This window comes from Marinobacter sp. V032 (genome assembly GCF_052645435.1).
This window is the reverse complement of sequence record NZ_JBQXYE010000001.1, coordinates 748,100-768,075: the sequence shown is the minus strand read 5'-3', so window position 1 is coordinate 768,075 and position 19,976 is coordinate 748,100. Positions and strand designations below refer to the sequence as shown.

The 19,976-nt window shown below is 58.1% G+C and carries 15 protein-coding genes; 13 read left to right on the top strand and 2 right to left on the bottom strand.

The genetic code is table 11. The features are described 5' to 3' along the window. Window positions 1-11: 11 nt before the first annotated feature. From ACUN9X_RS03530 to ACUN9X_RS03500, 7 genes are all read left to right on the top strand, one after another. Window positions 12-8,087 carry an Hpt domain-containing protein gene (locus ACUN9X_RS03530; RefSeq protein WP_445472199.1) on the top strand — a complete coding sequence of 2,692 codons (8,076 nt, stop codon included), beginning with the start codon at window positions 12-14 and terminating at the stop codon, window positions 8,085-8,087. After that, complete coding sequence (locus ACUN9X_RS03525; RefSeq protein ID WP_445472198.1) at window positions 8,087-9,136, top strand: chemotaxis protein CheB; 1,050 nt, start codon at window positions 8,087-8,089, stop codon at window positions 9,134-9,136. Before ACUN9X_RS03530 ends, ACUN9X_RS03525 begins: the two co-directional genes overlap by 1 nt. Before the next feature lie 10 nt (window positions 9,137-9,146). Continuing rightward, on the top strand, window positions 9,147-9,611 hold the full coding sequence (locus tag ACUN9X_RS03520; RefSeq protein ID WP_445472197.1) for a chemotaxis protein CheW: 465 nt from the start codon (window positions 9,147-9,149) through the stop codon (window positions 9,609-9,611). Window positions 9,612-9,691: 80 nt separating this feature from the next. Next, window positions 9,692-10,201: a Fur family transcriptional regulator gene (locus ACUN9X_RS03515; protein ID WP_260038609.1), complete on the top strand. Its 510-nt coding sequence runs from the start codon at window positions 9,692-9,694 to the stop codon at window positions 10,199-10,201. Then, a complete protein-coding gene (gene znuC, locus ACUN9X_RS03510) occupies window positions 10,194-11,006 on the top strand; it encodes a zinc ABC transporter ATP-binding protein ZnuC (RefSeq protein ID WP_260038610.1) in 813 nt (270 codons plus the stop codon). The genes ACUN9X_RS03515 and znuC overlap by 8 nt, the downstream gene beginning before the upstream one ends. Beyond that, window positions 10,993-11,808, top strand: a complete 816-nt coding sequence (gene znuB, locus ACUN9X_RS03505) for a zinc ABC transporter permease subunit ZnuB (RefSeq protein ID WP_260038611.1) — start codon at window positions 10,993-10,995, stop codon at window positions 11,806-11,808. Before znuC ends, znuB begins: the two co-directional genes overlap by 14 nt. A gap of 95 nt (window positions 11,809-11,903) precedes the next feature. After that, the gene (locus ACUN9X_RS03500) at window positions 11,904-13,367 is read left to right on the top strand and encodes a PAS domain-containing protein (RefSeq protein WP_260038612.1); all 1,464 of its coding nucleotides are present in this window, start codon (window positions 11,904-11,906) and stop codon (window positions 13,365-13,367) included. A 53-nt stretch (window positions 13,368-13,420) separates the two neighbouring features. Here the strand turns inward: ACUN9X_RS03500 and ACUN9X_RS03495 are convergent, their stop codons facing one another. Next, on the bottom strand, window positions 13,421-14,500 hold the full coding sequence (locus ACUN9X_RS03495) for a patatin-like phospholipase family protein (protein ID WP_445472196.1): 1,080 nt from the start codon (window positions 14,498-14,500) through the stop codon (window positions 13,421-13,423). 122 nt (window positions 14,501-14,622) lie between these two features. On the opposite strand from ACUN9X_RS03495, the gene ACUN9X_RS03490 reads away from it, so the two are divergent. Continuing rightward, window positions 14,623-15,264 (top strand): TetR/AcrR family transcriptional regulator, encoded by a 642-nt coding sequence (locus ACUN9X_RS03490; protein WP_445472195.1) that lies wholly within the window; start codon window positions 14,623-14,625, stop codon window positions 15,262-15,264. A gap of 144 nt (window positions 15,265-15,408) precedes the next feature. Next, entirely contained in the window at window positions 15,409-16,476 is a 1,068-nt protein-coding gene (locus ACUN9X_RS03485) for a GGDEF domain-containing protein (RefSeq protein ID WP_445472194.1), read from the top strand. Between the two features lies 1 nt (window position 16,477). Here the strand turns inward: ACUN9X_RS03485 and ACUN9X_RS03480 are convergent, their stop codons facing one another. Beyond that, window positions 16,478-17,389 carry an alpha/beta fold hydrolase gene (locus ACUN9X_RS03480; RefSeq protein ID WP_445472193.1) on the bottom strand — a complete coding sequence of 304 codons (912 nt, stop codon included), beginning with the start codon at window positions 17,387-17,389 and terminating at the stop codon, window positions 16,478-16,480. A gap of 290 nt (window positions 17,390-17,679) precedes the next feature. Here ACUN9X_RS03480 and ACUN9X_RS03475 point away from each other — a divergent pair, with 290 nt between their 5' ends. From ACUN9X_RS03475 to ACUN9X_RS03460, 4 genes are all read left to right on the top strand, one after another. Then, the gene (locus ACUN9X_RS03475; protein WP_445472192.1) at window positions 17,680-17,886 is read left to right on the top strand and encodes a hypothetical protein; all 207 of its coding nucleotides are present in this window, start codon (window positions 17,680-17,682) and stop codon (window positions 17,884-17,886) included. Between the two features lie 296 nt (window positions 17,887-18,182). Next, the gene (gene folE, locus ACUN9X_RS03470; RefSeq protein WP_260038621.1) at window positions 18,183-18,749 is read left to right on the top strand and encodes a GTP cyclohydrolase I FolE; all 567 of its coding nucleotides are present in this window, start codon (window positions 18,183-18,185) and stop codon (window positions 18,747-18,749) included. Between the two features lie 31 nt (window positions 18,750-18,780). Beyond that, window positions 18,781-19,164, top strand: a complete 384-nt coding sequence (gene folX / locus ACUN9X_RS03465; RefSeq protein WP_260038622.1) for a dihydroneopterin triphosphate 2'-epimerase — start codon at window positions 18,781-18,783, stop codon at window positions 19,162-19,164. Window positions 19,165-19,174: 10 nt separating this feature from the next. Continuing rightward, window positions 19,175-19,609: a CoA-binding protein gene (locus tag ACUN9X_RS03460; protein ID WP_260038623.1), complete on the top strand. Its 435-nt coding sequence runs from the start codon at window positions 19,175-19,177 to the stop codon at window positions 19,607-19,609. The last annotated feature ends 367 nt before the right edge of the window (window positions 19,610-19,976 follow it).

Genomic DNA, 19,976 nt, shown 5'->3' with positions numbered 1-19,976 from the left:
CCGGAGTGGTTATGGGAAATCACCATGACAGCATCGCCCTCGACTGGGTCAGGGGCGAGATACAGGACACCCTGAAACAGGGCCAGCAGGCGCTTGAGTCATTTGTCGACAATCGCGATGACACAGCCCGTCTGCGCTTCTGTCTTAATTATTTGCATCAGGTGCACGGCACCCTGCAGATGGTTGAGCTGTATGGGGCCGCCTTGCTTACCGAAGAAATGGAAAAGCTGGCACAGGCGGTACTTAACGAGACCGTCGCCCATGTTGACGAAGCAATCGAAGTCCTGATGGAGGCTATCCTCCAGCTGCCGCAGTATCTCGAGCATCTCGATAGCTGCAAAGACGATTTCCCGATGGTGCTGTTGCCACTGCTCAATGATCTGCGTGCAGCCCGTGGCGAAACCCTGCTGTCGGATACCTCGCTGTTCAAGCCCGACCTCTCCGCTGCCCGCATCAAAGCGGCACCTGGTGCGTCACAGCGGTTGCAGGATCCCAAGGTTCTGGGTCACATTCGCAAACTGCGCCAGATGTATCAGTTCGCGCTGGCGGGTATCGTCCGCGAGGCTGATCTGAATGCGCATTTTGATTACCTCGACAAGGTTATCCAGCGTGTCGTCAAACTCTGCCAACGCACGCCGCGCGCCGAGTTATGGCTGGCAGCCGCCGGTTTTGTCGACACCCTGAAGAGTCGTGACAACCCGGTAAACTCCGCCGTCAAATCCCTGCTTCGTCAGCTGGACGCAGAACTCAAGCGTCTGATTGACGAGCATGTTGATATTCTTCAGCAGCCGGTGCCTGAAGCCCTGTTCAAACACCTGCTGTATTACGTTGCCCGTGCCTGGGAACTGGAAACCGAAAACGTACGCACACTGCGGGAGCGCTATCGACTCACCGCTGCCCTGCCCTCGGAGCAAGCTGTAGACGCTGCCCGCAGCAAGGTGTCAGGCCCCGGCCGCGAAGCCATTCATTCTGTGGTCAGCGCGCTGAATGAAGAGCTGGCCCGCCTGAAGGATCAGCTCGATCTTTTCGTTCGCGCCGAATTTCGTCAGAACGACGAGCTGGAAGAACTGCTCCCCGGCCTGAAACAGGTGTCCAATACCCTCGCGGTTCTGGGCCTGGGTATTCCTCGCCGCGTGGTGACCGAGCAGGTCGAAATCGTCGAGCGCCTGAGTGCTGCATCAGAAACTGCCGACGACGGCACCCTGATGGATATCGCCGGCGCCCTGCTTTACGTTGAAGCCACACTCGCTGGCCTTGAAAAAGACCATAACGCGCACAGCGAAGAAGATACCGGCCAGGCCATCACCTATGGCAGCCAGGAATTATCGGAAGCGAACCACGCCTTGCTGCGCGAGTCACGTAACTCGCTGGAGCAGGTCAAAACCGCGATTGTGAACTTCATTGCGGCGCAGTGGGAACCTCGGGAAATCGAGCACGTCCCGGGCCTGCTGCACAGCATTCGTGGTGGCCTGATGTTGATCCCGCTGGAGCGGGTGTCAGCGATGCTGCTGTCCGCAGAGCGTTACGTTACCGACGTTCTGCTTCAGGGCCAGCGCGTACCCGACTGGAAGCAACTCGACACCCTGGCCGATATGGTCACCAGTATCGAGTACTACCTTGAGCGCCTTGCTGAGGGCATCGAAGATAACGACGCCGTTCTCAAGATTGCTGAAGACAGCCTCCAGACTCTCGGCTTCCCCGTCGGCCAGGAGCCGACCTGGAATGCCGATGCTGCGGACGCGACATCTCACGAAGACGAATCACTGGATCTGGATCTCGATATCACTGCGCCGGACACCACCGCGCAGCCAAAGCAGTCCGATGCTGACTTGGTTGATGACGAAATTCTCGAGATCTTCGTCGAGGAAGCCGAAGAAGTCCTGACAACCATTCAGACGTTCTACCCGCGCCTGCACCAGAACCACGATGATCGCGAAGCATTGGCCGAAGTCCGCCGGGCATTCCACACGCTCAAAGGCAGCGGCCGCCTGGTAGGCGCGACCAGTATTGGTGAGCTGGCCTGGGCTGTTGAAAATCTGCTGAACCGGGTCATCGACCAGAGCATCAAGCCAACAGATGAGATGTTCGGCCTGATTGACACTGTTATTTCAAGAATTCCGGGCCTCATCAATGAATTCCGCAACGGCAATGTTGCTGGCGATGTCGCGGATTTGATCGCTCAAACAGAAGCGCTTTCAACTACCCGCAAAACGGGTGGAGCCGAAGAGCAAGTCGTAACGCCTGAGCGTGAGCAGGTTGACGAGGTCGAACCATTCCCGATCGACGAAGAAGCTGTCGTCGAGGATAGCGAATCGGCCACAGAAACAGATTTCAACGACGACCTGATCGACGATGAAATCCTGGAAATTTTCATAGAGGAAGCTGGCGAAGTACTCGATACCATCAACGAGTATTTACCCATGCTACTGCGCCAGTACGACGACCGTTCCGCATTGTCTGAAGTGCGCCGGGCATTCCACACGCTCAAGGGCAGCGGCCGCATGGTGGGTGCTACGGCGGTGGGCGAAGTGGCCTGGGCCGTTGAAAACCTGTTGAACCGGATCATCGACGGCAGCGTTTTCATGAGCGACGACGCCGGTCAACTGCTTCAGGATGTGGTTGCAATCACGCCTGATCTGGTCGGCGATTTCGAAGCCCGCCGCCCACCGTCGCTGGATACCGCCCCACTTGAAGCGCGCGCCAACGCGCTGGCCAATGGCGAAATCCTCGAAACCAGCACGATGCCGGACGACACTCAGGTCAGCGCGCTCAAAGAGGACGAGTCCGCCAGCTCTGAGATCACAGCGACCGGCAGCAATGACGATAGCGCAGACAATGAAAGCGACCAGCTGGTCGATCCGGTACTGCTCGATATTTTTGAAAGCGAGACCGAGACCCACCTGCAGGCATTGCGCCAGTTCCTGGCAGAGTCGGAAGGTCGGGACACAACCGCCTATACCGACAATCTGTCCCGCGCGCTGCATACGCTGAAAGGCTCTGCGCATACAGCCGGCATAGAGCCCTTGGCCTCTATTATCTCGCCGCTGGAAAAGTTTGTTAAAACCGCGCGCGCTGAAAATCACCGCGCAGATCGCGACGCACTGGTATTGATCGAAGACGCCTGCGGCTTTATCGAGACCGGCCTTCAACAGATTCACACGGCTCCACAAAAGCCTCTGCAGGGAACCGATGCATTCCTCGGCCGACTGGAAATGTTGGCCGAGCGAACCCTGACGTCGAGTTCTGTTGGCGGCGAGTCTGAAAAAGACACGCAACAGGACCCTCAGCTGATCCAGTTGTTCCTCAATGAGGGGCTGGACATTCTGCTGGATGCGGATGCGATCCTGGATGCCTGGGCAAACGCGCCTGACGAAAACGAGCAACTCGACAAGCTGGTACTGGAATTACGTCAGTTGGCACGGGGCGCGGAAATCGCAAATCTGCCTGACGTTTCCGAACTCGCCGATTTGCTGGAGCGCACCTACGCCGCTGTCATGACCTCCAGCATTCACCCGGACGATGACTTTTTTGCGGTCGCCCGCGCGGGCCATGAAGCTGTAATCAACATGATGGATCAGGTTGCTGCCGGTCTGTCGACAAGAGGCGATGCCGAGCTTCTGGCCAGGCTGCAGGAAAAGCTCGCGCACTTCCGCAGCGAAGCGGATGACGCTTTTGCCACCAACCTGGATGAAATCGATACCGGGTTCGAGGAAGAACTCGACCTGAGCGCAACCTTGCCCGAAGTCCAGACGGACGAGCCCGAAACACTCGAACTTGAGGAAACCCCGTCAGAGGATTTCGATCCGGAGCTGACAGAGATTTTCCTCGAGGAAGCAACGGACCTGATCGAAGGTACCGGCGAGCGCCTGCATCAGTGGGTTGAGCAGCCGGACAACAACGACCTGTTGCGGCATCTGTTGCGTGATCTTCACACCCTCAAAGGCGGTGCACGACTGGCCGACATCAGCCCTATTGGTGATTTGTCTCATGAACTGGAGACCCTGTTTGAGGCGCTGACGGATAACCATCTGGCGACCAGCGACGCACTCAGCGACCTGTTGCTGCGCAGTCACGACCGTCTGGCGATCATGATCGAGGCGATCAGCCTGGAGCAGCCACCACGGCCCGCACCGGATCTGATCAACGAGATTCAGACCTACATCAGCATGAATGCTGGCGTACCCGGCGCCCCCGAAGCGACGCTGGAAACGGAAGACGAAGATGACCTCGAGCTGACGCTACCTGAAGCCGAAGTCCTTGAGTCTGAAGACGATGACTCAGAATCCGAACCATTGGATCCGGAACTGGCCGAAATCTTCATGGAAGAGGCTGGTGAAATCATTGATACCACCGCTGACCAGTTACATCAGTGGCAGTCTGATCCGCACCAGCCAGAACTGGTAAAAGAGCTCCAGCGCGAACTGCATACCCTCAAGGGCGGCGCACGCATGGCCGAGATTGGCCCCATTGCCGATATCGCCCATGAAATGGAAACCCTCTTCGAATACATCGTCGACGGTCGCCTTCAAGCCACACCGGCACGCACCGAAATCGCTTTGCGGGCGCATGATCAGCTGGCCACGATGGTTGATGCCATCGCTGAAACCGGCCAATGCTCGGCCGCGCCTGATGTCCTCGAAGCCTTGAAAGCCGCTTTGTTGGACAACCCGTCGGCAGCTGCCGAGGTGAGCGAAGAAGCGGGGTACGACGAAGAGACCGAATCTACCGAAGTTCAGGCCGACCTGCCTGCAACCGAGCACGAAGCCGAAGCCGAAGCCGAAGCCGAAGCCGAAGCCGAAGCCGAAGCCGAAGCCGAAGCCGAAGCCGAAGCCGAAGCCGAAGCCGAAAATGATGAGCCCGAACATTCGGATGCGCTAGCGGATTTTGATCCTGAACTGGTCGGCATTTTCCTTGAAGAAGCCTACGACCTCATCAATTCCACCGGCAGCGCGCTTCACAGCTGGACCGAGAACCCTGGCGATCAGGCACTCGCAGCTCAATTGCAGCGGGATGTGCACACGCTAAAAGGCGGCGCGCGCATGGCTGGTGCCGATGCGATCGGCGACCTGACCCACGTGCTCGAAGATCTGTTTGAAGACCTCGCTGAAGGCAAGCGCGAAGCTACACCGGCCATGAACGACGTGCTGTTTGCCTGCCACGACCGCCTGGCGCAAATGGTGGAACAGGTCGCAGCCCAGAAACCGAACACCCCGGCTGATGATCTTATTGCCCAGGTTGAAGCAATTCTTAAGGGCCAGGCACCGGTTGAGGAGCACAGCGAGACCGTTTCGCCACAGGAAGACGCCATCGAAACAACGTCGTCCGAAGCTGTGGCAAGCGACCGCGACGACGATCTGGTCGGCATCTTCCTTGACGAAGGCATGGAAATTCACGAGGCCATCAAAGAGTGTCTCGCACAGTGGCGTGAAGACCCGGAAGTACTTTCCGGCATCACCTCACTTCAGCAGGAACTGCATACCCTGAAGGGCGGCGCCCGGCTGTCGGATGTTGACCCCGTTGCTGATCTGGCCGATGCATGGCACGACCGCCTCGAAGAAGTGCTGGCGGATCCGGCCAACAGTGCCGCAGCCCTGGCTTTGAGTGACGAAGCGGTGGCGGATCTGGGCCGCATGCTGACGGTTCTGGAAAATGGCGCCATGCCTGAGGCAGACAAAGCACTGATCGCCCGCATGCAGCCTGCGGATGACAGCGCAGCCCAGGCCACAGATGCACCGCAGACCGACGCATCACCGGAAGAAGTTGATGCCGAGGTGCTGGAGATTTTCCTCGAGGAAGCGGGCGAACTGCTGGACCAGCTGGAAAACCTGCTTGACGACTGGCGCAAGGAGCCAGCCAACAGCCACTTCAACCAGGAAATTCAGCGCGCGCTCCACACTCTCAAAGGTGGTGCCCGACTGGCACGGCTGGTGGAGTTGGGCGACAAGTCACACGAGCTCGAAACACGCTTGATTGACCTCGGTGGCAATGAGCCTGACGCAGCAGCCTGGCAGGCGATCACCCACGATCAGGACACCCTGAACGCGCTGGTCAGCGAAATTCGCAAACGCTTCAACGCCTCAAGCGCCGGCACAGTCACGTTGCCCACCATTGATGACGTGCAGGACGCCGTTGCGCCAGCGCCGGAACCGGCTGTCGCGGTAGCTGAAGAAGCACCTCAGCCCAAACCGGCAGCCAAAGCACCTAAAAAGGCACCGGTATCCGCCAAGCCGCGGCGGGACGCTGCCCGGGCAGCCCAGGAATCCATTCGGGTTTCCGCGCCGTTGCTGGATGAGCTGGTCAACCTTGCCGGTGAAACCAGTATCACCCGTAGCCGCCTGGAACAGCAGTCGAGCGATTTCAGCCATACCCTGGATGAAATGGGCGCCACGATCGAACGTCTGCGCGAGCAGTTGCGGCGAATGGACATCGAAACTGAAGCTCAGATCCTGTTCCGTGCAGAGCGCGATCACGGCCCTGAATACGGCGAAGACTTCGACCCGCTGGAAATGGACCGCTATTCCTCCATTCAGCAGCTCTCGCGCGCACTCAGCGAGTCAGCCTCGGACCTTGCAGACCTTCGGGAAACCATGGGCGATCGAACCCGTGATACTGAAACCCTGCTGGTCCAGCAGTCACGGATCAATACCGAACTGCAGGAAGGCCTGATGAAGACGCGGATGAATCCGTTCTCATCAATGGTGCCGCGTCTGCGCCGGATTGTGCGTCAGATCAGCGGTGAGCTGGGCAAAAAAGTCGAGTTTGACGTCCGTAACGCCGAAGGCGAAATGGACCGCAACATCCTTGAACGCATGATCGCACCACTTGAACACATGCTGCGTAATGCGCTTGACCATGGCATCGAGTCACCTGCAGACCGGAAGAAAGCAGGCAAGCCTGACACCGGTGAAATCACATTGTCACTAACCCGTGAAGGCGGCGAAGTGGTACTGCGGATGATCGATGACGGCGCCGGTATCCCGATCAACGTCATTCGGGACAAGGCTATCAAGCAGGGCATGTTGCGGCCGGATGAAGAGCTTTCAGATCGGGAGATACTCCAGTTCATTCTGCAGCCCGGCTTCTCGACCGCACAGAAGGTCACCCAGATTTCCGGACGCGGCGTCGGCATGGACGTGGTCGCCAGCGAGATCAAACAATTGGGCGGCAGCCTCGACATCGATTCGGTGTTGGGTCAGGGCTCGACATTCACTGTGCGCTTGCCGTTCACCGTATCGGTCAACCGCGCATTGATGGTCTCCACCGGCGAAGATTTCTACGCCATCCCTCTGAACACCATCGAAGGGATTGTGCGGGTCAGCACCTACGAGCTTGAGGAATACTACAAGCCGGATGCGCCGATGTACGAATACGCCGGTCAACAGTACCGCCTGCAGTATCTGGGTGGTCTGCTGCACAGTGAGCACCATCCGAAGTTGCAGGGACAGGCTCTGCCGCTGCCGGTCATTCTGGTGCGCGGCGCGGAACAACCCATGGCGTTGCAGGTTGATAGCCTGATGGGTAGCCGGGAAATCGTGGTCAAATCCCTTGGTCCCCAGTTTACCTCGGTCCGGGGTGTTTCCGGTGCAACGATTCTGGGTGATGGTAACGTGGTTGTGATCCTCGACCTGCCGGCCATGATCCGTTCCGACATTCTGTCCGAGCGCCAGCGCATCGCCGGCCTCGAGGCCGCAGCTGAGCATTCCCGTCGCGAAGAGCGTGCCACCGTCGTGATGGTGGTGGATGACTCGGTGACAGTGCGCAAGGTCACTTCGCGCCTGCTGGAGCGAAATGGCATGGTCGTCATCACCGCCAAAGACGGCCTGGATGCCGTCGCGCAACTGCAGGATCACCGGCCGGATATTATCCTGCTGGATATCGAGATGCCGCGGATGGACGGCTTTGAAGTCGCCAGCTTTGTTCGCCACGATGAGAATCTGAGTGAAACGCCGATCTGTATGATCACCTCGCGGACAGGTCAGAAGCACCGCGAACGTGCGCTCTCTATCGGTGTAAACGAGTATCTCGGTAAGCCCTTCCAGGAAACCGAGTTGCTTGAAACCATTGAGCGGCTCACCGGTAATCAGTGATGACCGCTGAGGTCAGGCCTTTCAGCGTTGCTATTGTTTCGGATAGCGCGCTGCAGCGCCGGCGGCTGCAGGATGCAGTTGCCAGATTCGGGCTTGAGGTTTGCTTCACCGGCGACCCGGCCCGGCTCATCGGATACCCGACCGTACCCGATGTGCAGCTCTGGCTGGTGGCGCTTGAGGACGAAGCAGACCATCCCAGTCTGTTTGATTTTTTACTGGAAAATACCGAAGCCCCGATCCTGTTCGGCGTAGATGAAGCTCCCAATCCCGGCAGTACTGATTTTTTCCGTTGGGAACGACGCCTGCAGGACAAGCTGGAGAAGCAGCTGGGCACATTGGAGCAACTGGATGACCCGGTCAGCCTTGAGGCATTGAACCAGGATCCCCCGGTTGCCGAAAGCCCGCGACGCCCGACCTGGATTCCGGAAGCGACCCGTGACCAGCCGGCCGAGGAAGTATGGGTTCTGGGCGCGTCACTCGGCGGTCCGGCAGCGGTCAAAGCGTTTCTTGATGGCCTGCCGCAAGGGTTGCCGGTTGGCTTTGTTTACGCCCAGCACATCGACGGCAACTTCACTGATGTACTGACCCGGGTACTGGGGCGTCACGCGCATTATGCGCTGAAGCAGGCCGAACCCGATTACCAGGTTCGCAATGGCGATGTCGTGCTGATGCCGGTCGATCACGAATGGTATCTGGACAGCCGTGGCCGCCTGCAGCAAAAAGATACCGCCTGGCCCGGCCCCTATGGGCCCTCAATCGATCAGGTGCTGCTGAACGTCGCGGATCATTATAAAGACCGTTGCCATGCCATTCTGTTTTCCGGAATGGGTAACGACGGTGCCATAGCCGCCCCCTTGTTACGGGCCTATGGCAGCAAAATATGGGTACAAAACAGCGATAGCTGCGGCAACAGTTCGATGCCCGATTCAGTCGCAGCGACGGGCTGTACCAGTTTTGTCGGTGATCCCGTGCAACTGGCGCGAAAGCTCACCCAGACCATTGAAGAATCCTGTTTGCTCAAGCGCAAACAGCAACGTGATTCCGCCTGAGGACGACACCATGGCTGATAATTCAAAAGTCCTTCCCTGTGTGCTGATTCCGGTCTCCGACCGACAGCTACTGCTCCCCAACGTATCCATCGCCGAAATCGTGGACTACGCCAAGCCCGAGCTATCTCCTGACAGCCCTGACTGGCTCGCGGGCTTCCTCAACTGGCGTGGCCTTCGATTACCCGTGATTTCCTACGACGCCGCTAACGGACTCGCCACATCGGTACCCGATAATGCCCGCGGTCGGGTAGCGGTACTGAACACGATCGGCGATGGCCACGGCACCATGCCTTTTATGGCGTTGATTACCCAAGGCATCCCCAGCCAGACCAAGCTGATCGAAGAACAGGTCAACCGTAGCGAGGGGGAAACAGGCCCCGCCGATTTGATGGTTGTGGATGTTGATGGCCATACAGCCTACATCCCTAACCTGGAATACCTGGAATCCCTTGCCGTCGGTTCCACTGCGGCCTGACATTACCTCCCATCAGTTCCGGTTTCCGCCAGCAATTAGCGATGTTATAATGTTTCACTAATTTGCTGCCGGATCCCGTCATGGTCTCCACGCCTTTACCCTATCGCCCCCATAATCACGCGGCTTGTGTCGAACAGGCCCTGGCCGATGCCCGCCGTATCTGCACGGATGCCAGTGCCCGGCTAACACCTACTCGTGAGCGGGTGCTTGAGCTGATATGGCAATCCCACAAACCGCTCGGTGCCTACGATTTGCTGGCGGCACTGACCCTTGACGGACACAACGCGGCACCGCCGACCGTGTACCGGGCGCTCGATTTTCTTCAGCAGCATGGCCTGGTGCACCGGATCGCATCATTGAATGCCTTTACCGGATGCACCCACGCCGGCGACCACCACACCGGATTTTTCCTGATTTGTCGCCAGTGCCATAACGTTCTCGAGTTGGCCTCGCCGGATCTCGACGGTGCTGTGGAGCAGGCCGCCCAGGCTCAGAAGTTTGCGGTAGAAAAGAGCACGATTGAAATTGCCGGACTTTGCCCGGCCTGCCAGTCAGGCACGCCGCCCGAGGGGACCCATTGCCATGAGTGAAGCGCTGGTGACACTGACCGATGCTTCGGTCCGATTCGGCGATCTGGTGATTGTCGACGCGATTAATCTGACCGTCAGCCGCGGCGATATCGTCACGGTGATCGGCCCGAACGGCGCAGGCAAAACCACCCTGATCAAGGCCGTGCTGGGGCTTCAGCCTATCTCAACCGGCACCCTCACCCGGGCTCCGGGACTGCGGACCGGCTATGTGCCGCAGCACATCCAGTTCCAGCCCACGCTGCCGCTCACCGTCAAACGCTTCATGTCGCTGACCGGTGCCGCTCCAGCCGCCTGCCGCGAGGCACTGGAGCGAACCTCAGTGGCGCATCTTTATAACGCCTCCATCCATCATCTGTCCGGCGGTGAGATGCAACGGCTGCTGATTGCCCGTGCGCTGGTACGCGAACCGGATTTACTGGTACTGGATGAGCCGGCACAAGGCGTCGACGTCAACGGCCAGGCGGCGCTCTATGATCTGATCCGCACATTACGTGACACCCTCAACTGCGGCGTCATCATGATTTCCCACGATCTGCATCTGGTTATGGCAGCGACGGACAAGGTGCTGTGCCTCAATCAGCATGTGTGCTGCAGCGGATATCCCGAGCAGGTTTCCAACGATCCGGCTTTTGTTGAGCTGTTTGGGCGCCACGTGGCTGAAAGCGTGGCGGTTTACCACCACCATCACAATCATCGTCATGATCTTCACGGCGATGTAGTCGGCCATCATCACGGCCACGGCGACCATCACCACGACCATCCTTCCCACGACGCCAAGGCGCGAGACCACCATGCCCCTCATTGATTCGATCCTTGGCGATTTTTTCTGGCGGGCATTGATCGGGGGCCTCGGGGTAGCCATTGTGGCCGGCCCTCTCGGTTGCTTCGTGGTGTGGCGCAGAATGGCCTATTTCGGGGATACCCTGTCTCACTCAGCGCTGCTCGGAGTGGCACTGGGCACACTGTTCCAGATTCAGCTCAACCTGAGTATCGCGCTGGTCTGCGTTGGACTGGCTCTGGTGCTGGTAATGCTGTCACGTAACCGCGCACTGGCCACCGATACCCTGCTCGGCATTCTGGCCCATAGCGCGCTGGCCATAGGCCTGGTTACGCTAAGCTTCATGCCCGACGTCCGGGTTGATCTGACCGGTTATCTGTTCGGTGACCTGTTGGCGATGAGTCGTGCCGATCTCGGCTGGATCTATGGCGGGGCGGCCGTCGTACTGGGCCTGCTGGTGTGGCTCTGGCGAGGCCTGCTGATGAGCACCATCCACGAAGAGCTGGCCAAGGTGGAAGGCCTGCCGGTGGAGTGGCTGCGACTGACATTAATGCTGATGTTTTCACTGGTCATTGCGGTGGCGATGAAAATCGTTGGGGTACTGCTCATCACCGCTTTGCTGATTATTCCCGCCGCCACCGCCCGAAGGCTGGCCAGCAGCCCTGAGCGCATGGTGATTGTGGCGATCATTCTGGGCATGGTTGCTGTCAGTGGCGGGCTTTCGATGTCATGGTACCTGAACAGTCCGGCCGGCCCATCCATCGTGGTGTCGGCGTTCCTGTTGTTCCTGCTGGTCTATGGGCTGGTCAGCGATCGCCGTGCCGGCTAACCAGGACATACAAACGCGACACTGGACGCTTTACCCTGCAACCACCTAAAGTATTGAGGACGGTATTACCGAGTTGATGGCGATGGAGAGCCCCTATGACCCCGCCAACGGGACGATGGATATTGGTCTGGTTACCCGCTGCGGTTCTGGCTGCAGGGCTGTTGGCCACCGGACTGGTGAGCTGGCTGATCAAGCAACAGCTGGATAACAACAGCCGTGAACTCTTTGAAGACCAGCATCTCGAACTGGCGGAAGAAATCCAGAGCGCGATCAACCAGCGACTCAACCTGCTCAACATGGTCGCCAGCGCCATGCAGCCTGGCATCAACCGACAGCAGATGTTCAATCAGCAGTCCGGTTTGCTGCTCAGACGCTTTCCGGATGTGCTGACCCTCGACCGGATTGCCACTGTTCCTGCCACCGAACGGAGTTTTGTTGAGCAGCAGCTGTCTTCGGAGAATAACCAGTACATCACGTTTGGCGCCTGGCACGCCGACGGCGAAACGGTCACCGCAGCAAACGATGACGACTATCAGGTGGTCGTTCAGGTTGCGGAGCGTATGCCAACCGCCATTACTCTGGGGCTGGTCGTTAACACTGTTCCTCATTGGCGTCAGCCACTCGAAACCGCATTGCTGCACGAAAAGACATCGGCTACCGCGCAAACCTATCTTCAGCGCAACGGCTCGCAACAAACCAGTGTCCGCCTGTTCAGAGCATGCCCGCAGATAGCGCCGGATCAACCTCGTGAAATCGTCAGCCTCGCCCTTTCACCCCAAAATCTGATTCAGGATATTGTGCCGGGAAATATCAGCGACGATATGCAGGCCACGGTGTTCGACCTGGACCAACACCTCAAGCTGCCCCTGTTCGCCTCATCAAAAATCGAGCACCCCTTGCCAGGCCTGGCGATCCGATCTGCATTATCAGTCGCGGACCGTGAATGGATTCTCACCTCTACGCCGAACAGCAACCTGATTTATGGCGAATCCCGCAGGATACGGGAGCTTATCTGGCTAATTGGCGCCGCCGGATCGCTTCTGATGGCGGCGTTGGCGTGGTGGCTGGGTAAACGGATCCGGTTTGAAATGGCGGCCAGGGCAGAAGTACGGAAACACCTGTCGACCGCACGGCGTACCAATGAAAACGCGCGAATTGAGAAAGATGCCCTCAAACGGGCGCTGAACGACAGCGAGCAGCGCAGCCGTGACCTGGTGGAGCTGGCAGGTGGATTCATTGCTGATCTGGATGAGGCCGGCCGCTTCGGCTATATCTCTCCCCAGATTCTGGCCTTAATCGGACAACCCCCAGGCAGCCTGACCCAGCACCTGATAACAGAGGTCGTCATTGCAGCGGATCAGGAGCGCCTCCGGCAAGCGCTGGCGGAATGCAGACGCGACAAACAGCTGACCCGGATTGATCTGATACTGCAGCATACCGACAACTACCCGGTGCCGGTGACCCTGCGGATAAAGCCCCTGATCGACACGCTCAATGGGTATGCAGGTTTCCGGCTTTCAGGCATCTCACGCCCAGGCCAACCGGAAGAACCATTGTAGAACCGCCGAACAGCGCTCAATCGCCGTCCAACTCGCGCTTTATTCACCGCCCATCACAAGGGCCGGACGACCTCGCCAATCCGGCCTTTTTCGATCAGCTCCATAAACTCGTCACCGAGACGGTCACTTTCTGCTATCGCCTGACGCCAGACGGATTCGCGCTTGTCGTCAGCACCCATATAGCGTTCAAAATCCTTGCGGTCGGGCAGTTTCCGGTCCGGCAGGGTTTGCAGGTAGTCCCGCGACGGCGCAATCAGCACCACATCCTGCAACCGGGTGGCATCACCCCGGCGCCAGGGCATGCTCTTATCAAACCAGCCCGGCACTACCCGGTCGGTAAAATGGGGATACAGCACAACACCCGGCTGCTCGTAGGGTAGATCCAGATGGTAGTCGAGCAGCCCGCCGTCGCGGTATACGCCCTCGGGGGCACCCGCAATCCCTGGAACACCCGACATGATCATGGGTATGGCCGCTGACGCCAGCAGCGCCGGCATCAGGTTATCGCGATTCAGTGGCACCTGGTGGCTGCGAAAATCAATCAGGTCGCCCAAAGGGGTCTTGCTGCGCGGGTCATGGATAATCCCTCGTTCAAGAAAGCGGCCCAGATGACGCCGGCTCACCATGTTGGCGCTGATAGCCGTCATTAGCCCCAATGCCAGGCGGCCACGGGTATCATGCTGCAACATGCCGAGGCTGCGCACCACCACGATGCTCAGACGGTAATCCGGATGATTGAGAATGGCGTCTTCGCGCCCTGCCAGCAGCTCCTCCAGGAACAGCACACTACGGCGGGTCACTTCCGCCATACTGACACCCTTGGGAAACCGTTGACTGGTGTAAAGCTCGCAAAGACGGTTCAGTTGCTCGACCGGGTCACCCGAAGCGATCGCGGCAAACCGCCAGCTGCCGATGGAGGCGCCAATCAGCGAACGCACCTGTTGTACCTGCGGCAGCCAATGGCCGAAGATAGCCTTATCAAGGCCTGAAATCCCCAATGCCTTTGGGCCGCCTGCGGCGCCCGGAATCACGTGGACATCCTCAGGCTGGAGACCGCGTTCACGAATGCGCTGATACGCGCGGCGGCCGGCCAGAATCGTCAGTGCCGGTGAGCTGGAATTTCGTGTGGTCATGGATCGTCCCGAATCACGCCAGTAAAGCTGCAGAAGTCTACCGAACTCATGCGCCCTCAGCCAGAAGGACTGCGTCAGGCTATCCAGTGTATACTGCGCGTGAATTTTTCCGAGTGCTGATCATGGCCCGTTCGAGTCACGGCGATACCACCCGTCACAACATCATCATGACCGCCCTGGCGCTCTACGCGGAGCGTGGCCTGGACGGCGTATCACTGCGCACGATCAGCGCAGAATCCGGCACCCGGAACTCCGCTGCAGCCCATTACCACTTCGGCAGCCGGCTTGGCGTGCTCGAAGCAGTGGTCACGTTTATAACCGACTATACGCGCCCGGCATTCAAGGCTGGCCTGGACGCCACCGAAGCGGATGCCCACCCCAGCCTTCGCGCGGTAGTGGAAGCGATGGCGACGCCCTACCTCTCGCTCGCCGTAACACCTGACTGGGGCCCTGCTGCACTGCGGTTTATGGCGCACCTCAATGCCGATAACACACCTGACGTTGTGCAGCTGATGAATAAGCACTTCCGCCCCGACGTTGAGCGCATTGAACTGCAGCTGCATCGGGTGCTGCCCGACGTTCCCCGGGACATTTTGCGGATAAGACTCGCCATCACTTTCGTTAACCTTATTCATGGCGCCGCCGAGATCGACATGCTGTCGAACACCCCCTTCGGCAATATCCGGCCCGATAACAACACGCTGTTCAACTGCTTTGTCGATTACGTGGAAGGGGGTCTTTCTGCCAATCCTGTTGGTCACTGAACACTCCTAAATCGCCACCCTTTTGAACCGTCCCAGCCTGAATCGTGACAGACCCTTTCGACTTCGCAACGACGTGCTAGACTCAGTGAAATTACGCATGGTGACCGGAATACGCCCTTCACCAAATGCAGGCAGGAGCGCGGAGTGAACAAGCGGTATTCCCTGGATTTATCGACCAACCCAACCGAAACGGTGCTCGGGTACCAACGTCAAATCGTCTACCACGTCCATTTCTGGTCGCTGATTGCCGTTGCCCCTCTTGTTCTGGTGCAGTGGGCCAACGGGCATGCGTTACTCAGCCTTTTGCTGGCCCTGTTTTGCCTGAACCTGGTACTGGTCATCCTCTTTTTGCGCACCCGGAACCGCTACCTGTTCAAGGGTCGTTTTTTCGCGCTCTTTGCCATTGCCTGCACGGTGTACTCCACCGTCATCAATGGCCATAACGGTTTGTTCTGGGCCTATTCCGCCATCGCCGCCATTTTTTTTCTGCTCTCCCTGAGAGAAGCACTGAGCGTGAACGTCATCTTTATTGTGGTGATGTCCACCGTCTCGTTTATGCGCTTTCCGGAGCAGGAGTTTTGGCGTATCGCGTTTTCTCTCAGTCTTACCGGTATTTTCGTGGGTGTTTTCGCCTGGCTGGTGGGGCGTATGCAGAAAGAGCTCACTGAGCTGGCCACTACTGACCCTCTGACCGGCTGCCTGAACCGCTCCCAACTGGCGGATCTGCTCAATACCCAGATTCAGCTGCGGGAGCGTTACGAGCGTGTCGCCACCCTGGTCCTGATTGATATTGACCATTTCAAGGCGATTAATGATCGCTGGGGCCACGCAGCCGGTGACGAGGTTCTGACGGCGTTGGCAGCTAGACTGAAACGCAGGCTGCGCGATGCCGATCAGCTGTTTCGGATTGGTGGCGAGGAGTTCATGGTGATATTGCCGGAAACCCGCCATCAGCAAGCGGAGGAGCTGGCGAATCAGTTGCTGTCGACCATTCGCGCGACGCCGGTGCGGGACGACATCCAGATCACCGCCAGCGCGGGTGTCACGGAAGTGATCAAAGGTGAAACCTGGTCCACCTGGCTGAACCGGGCTGACCAGGCGCTCTACGCCGCCAAGGATGCCGGGCGCAACAGGATGATCAGCGTGCGCGGCTCCGCCCGGGAAAACCCGGATTTTGAGGAACCCGAGCCACCGACGAACGGCGCCGCCTGAGTCAGATCGACGCCCAAAACGCCGTAACGGCCTCGCACACCTTTTGCGGCGTCTCATAATGAGGGTAGTGGCCAACCCCCTCTAGCGTCACCACGTCAGGGTCGGGCACCAGTGTGCGGTATCGCTCAGCCATCGCCAGCCCGGAAACCGGGTCACTTGTTCCGCAAATCATCCGTAACGGTTGCGGGGCAGTCTGCATCGCGCCGACCCAACGATGGCGGTGGCATCGTCGTTCTTCCTGAAACCGAATCAGACGGTGCAGGATTCCCCGCCCATTGTCGTAGAGTAACAACTGCCAGAAATCGTCCAACTCGGCCGCACTCGGCCGGTGGGCAGGCCCGAAAATTTTCGAGATATTGTAGTCAAATACCTGACGCGTCAGCGCCCGACTGACCAGCCCGCCCAGAGGACCGCAGAGCAGTTTCTGGATCAGCAGGGGCTGATGCACTTCAGGGAAAAGCCCACCGTTGAGAAAACAGGCGCTGGCAACAGAAAATGGTAGCGTCCCCTCCTGATCTCTGGCCAGCAACTCCTGAGCAACGCTGCAACCGTAATCGTGGGCCAGCAGATGAACGCGGCGAATACCCAAAGCCTCGAGCCAACCCTGCTGCATATCTGTCTGATCGACAATGCTGTAAGGATAGTGCTTCGGCTTGTCAGAGAAGCCAAACCCCAGCATGTCCGCCACCAACACCTGATGCTGCCGGCACAAAGCCGCCCAAATGCGGCTCCAGTCCCAAGAGGCAGTGGGAAAGCCATGTAACAGCAATACCGCATCGCCGGCACCACCGATCCGGCTGAAGATGGCGTGCTCACCATAGCAAAACCATTTGCCACCCTGCTGCCAGCGCGGCAACGTCATATCCGCTGTCGCGTCCAATTGCGACACATTGAGAGAAACCACCCGTTCCATAGGCTTTTATCCGCAGCCTGCCGGCTGCCCTTTCAATTGGGTATGTAAAGCCCAGTTTACACCTGCCGTTTTGCGGCATCTGTGGACCATCCCTGTTTTCTGCTGCCTGACAACGACACATCACCAGATATCTAACAAATTAATATAGAACAATATGTTAGTAGGGCAACAAGAATAAAAGTGCGGCGTGTCGGTGCTCTGGCATAGTTTACGCATAGTTTTTCATTGAAGTCTCAACCAGGCGCCGACCCTTCCCTCTTCTGGCGTACTGGATGTTAAGAGGTAGCATCATGCGAGGCATTCCAACATTGTCCCGGACACATCACGATCAGAATCGTCTGGACCGGCTTTACCAACTAAAACAGCAACAGCTGTTAAGAGCGTCCGGCTCACGTGCCGACAGCCTGCTGTGTCAGGTACTGGCAGCCGAGGCCGATGCGATTGATGTTGCGCTGCGCCTGAACCGGGATAAGGACGCCCAGGGTAATTCTGAATAACGTCCCGCGCACGCCCAGTCTGCAGCCTCGCTATTTGGGTTTTGCTGCAAAAATAGCTTAATCTTCCCTCATACAGGCCGGAACTCACGATACCAGCCGCCCCGATAGCGCCAGTCATACCCGTCACGATCCGGCCCATCCGTTCGGCCCGTTCCGGCGTATCTTGTTATCCGACATGACGCCAGGTGACGCGTCGTCAGTATTTTGGCGATCGTCACTGATGGTGACGGATGGACACTACGGCGACGTCATGGTGACAGTAACCGACGCAAACCGGACGCCAGAGAGAGCGAACAATGAGCGACAACACCAGCAGCATTGCCCAGCACTACGCGGAAATCATCCGGTCTCTGGGCGAGGATACAGACCGGGAGGGCTTGCAGGACACGCCCATGCGGGCAGCCAAAGCCATGGAATTCCTAACCCATGGGTATAGCCAGGATCTGGCCAGCATCGTCAATAATGCGGTTTTCGAGTCCGACATGGACGAGATGGTCGTGGTTCAGGATATTGAGCTCTACAGCCTGTGCGAACACCACCTGTTGCCGTTTATCGGCAAGTGCCACATTGCCTACATCCCCAAAGGCAAGGTGCTCGGGCTTTCGAAACTGGCCCGTATCGTTGATATGTATGCCCGTAGACTGCAAATTCAGGAGAACCTGACACGGGAAATTGCCGAAGCGATCCGTCAGGTCACGCAAGCTGACGGCGTCGGTGTCGTCATCGAGGCACAGCACATGTGTATGATGATGCGCGGTGTCGAAAAACAGAACTCGCTGATGAAGACCAGCGTTATGCTCGGCAGCTTCCGCAAATCCCAGGCAACCCGGACTGAATTCCTGACTCTGATCAGCCAGCGCTGAAGCCCCTAAATTCCCAGATATGAGACCCGCTATGCCGACACCCAATGTCGATCGTCAGGCCACCGTGCGCATCAAGGATTTGCTGCTGCGTACCTATATCGGTATCAAAGAAGAAGAAATCAACAATCAGCAGGATGTGCGGATTAACGTCAAACTCCGCTATGACGCATCCGCTGCTGTGAGCAATAATGACATTGCGTCCGCCCTGAACTATCGCACCATCACCAAGGAAATCATCCACCATGTGGACGGCAACCGCTTTGCGCTGCTCGAACGCATGACCCACGAAGTGCTGATGATTGTGATGGCCCATGGCATGGTGCAGTGGGCAAGGGTAGAAATTGATAAGCCCCACGCGCTACGCTATGCCGAATCGGTATCGGTGTCACTTGAGGCGCACCGGGACAGTCTTTGAGGAACCTTTCATGCCCGTAAACAGCCCCGATCAGTTACGCGTTATTCTGGAAAACGTACGCACCATCGCCCTGGTCGGTGCCAGCGAAAAACACCACCGTGACAGCCACCAGGTAATGGCGTTTTTGCAGGGGCGTGGCTACCGGGTGATCCCGGTCAACCCCCGGCTTGCGGGCGGCCAACTGCTGGGCGAAACCGTCTACCCCTCTGTCAGCAGCATTCCCGATAAAGTTGATATGGCGGACCTGTTTCTGGCCTCTCACCGGGTAGCCCCGGTAGTCGACGAAGTAATCAACAAAGGCATTGGTATCGTCTGGATGCAGATTGGCGTGATCGATGAAAGCGCGGCAGAAAAAGCCGAGCGTGCTGGCCTGCAGGTCGTGATGGACCGCTGTCCGAAACAGGAAATTCCGCGCCTGGGCGTCCCGCTGGCGGTCACATCCTGATGATGGAACGGGTCACCTCGCATCCCCTTAAAATTGCGGTCACTTCTCGCCTGACCTAAGGGTAAAACGGCTTGCGGGCAGTGCAACGTCTGTCACTTCGCTGCCCGCTGATGTCACCTAACTTTACACCACGACCAACCACAACCTGACCGCCCTTCTGAACACCCTTCGGCAACTCATATAAAAGACTCCGGTTTTCATCAAACGGACTCAAACTTGCGAGAGACTAACCGGAACAACTGAATGAGCCGCCAGCTATTGTCGCTGACGACACATTCCCGCCTGCATGTCACAACCGGAGGTGCATCATGGTCAGTGAGTTGATTTCGTTCGCCAAAATCTCAGCGGTCACAATGTTGTTTGTGCT

Coding starts and splice junctions, on each gene's coding strand:
- ACUN9X_RS03530 (WP_445472199.1), top strand. CDS start 12: ATGGGAAATCACCATGACAGCATCGCCCTCGACTGGGTCAGGGGCGAG.
- ACUN9X_RS03525 (WP_445472198.1), top strand. CDS start 8,087: ATGACCGCTGAGGTCAGGCCTTTCAGCGTTGCTATTGTTTCGGATAGC.
- ACUN9X_RS03520 (WP_445472197.1), top strand. CDS start 9,147: ATGGCTGATAATTCAAAAGTCCTTCCCTGTGTGCTGATTCCGGTCTCC.
- ACUN9X_RS03515 (WP_260038609.1), top strand. CDS start 9,692: ATGGTCTCCACGCCTTTACCCTATCGCCCCCATAATCACGCGGCTTGT.
- znuC (WP_260038610.1), top strand. CDS start 10,194: ATGAGTGAAGCGCTGGTGACACTGACCGATGCTTCGGTCCGATTCGGC.
- znuB (WP_260038611.1), top strand. CDS start 10,993: ATGCCCCTCATTGATTCGATCCTTGGCGATTTTTTCTGGCGGGCATTG.
- ACUN9X_RS03500 (WP_260038612.1), top strand. CDS start 11,904: ATGACCCCGCCAACGGGACGATGGATATTGGTCTGGTTACCCGCTGCG.
- ACUN9X_RS03495 (WP_445472196.1), bottom strand. CDS start 14,500: ATGACCACACGAAATTCCAGCTCACCGGCACTGACGATTCTGGCCGGC.
- ACUN9X_RS03490 (WP_445472195.1), top strand. CDS start 14,623: ATGGCCCGTTCGAGTCACGGCGATACCACCCGTCACAACATCATCATG.
- ACUN9X_RS03480 (WP_445472193.1), bottom strand. CDS start 17,389: ATGGAACGGGTGGTTTCTCTCAATGTGTCGCAATTGGACGCGACAGCG.
- ACUN9X_RS03475 (WP_445472192.1), top strand. CDS start 17,680: ATGCGAGGCATTCCAACATTGTCCCGGACACATCACGATCAGAATCGT.
- folE (WP_260038621.1), top strand. CDS start 18,183: ATGAGCGACAACACCAGCAGCATTGCCCAGCACTACGCGGAAATCATC.
- folX (WP_260038622.1), top strand. CDS start 18,781: ATGCCGACACCCAATGTCGATCGTCAGGCCACCGTGCGCATCAAGGAT.
- ACUN9X_RS03460 (WP_260038623.1), top strand. CDS start 19,175: ATGCCCGTAAACAGCCCCGATCAGTTACGCGTTATTCTGGAAAACGTA.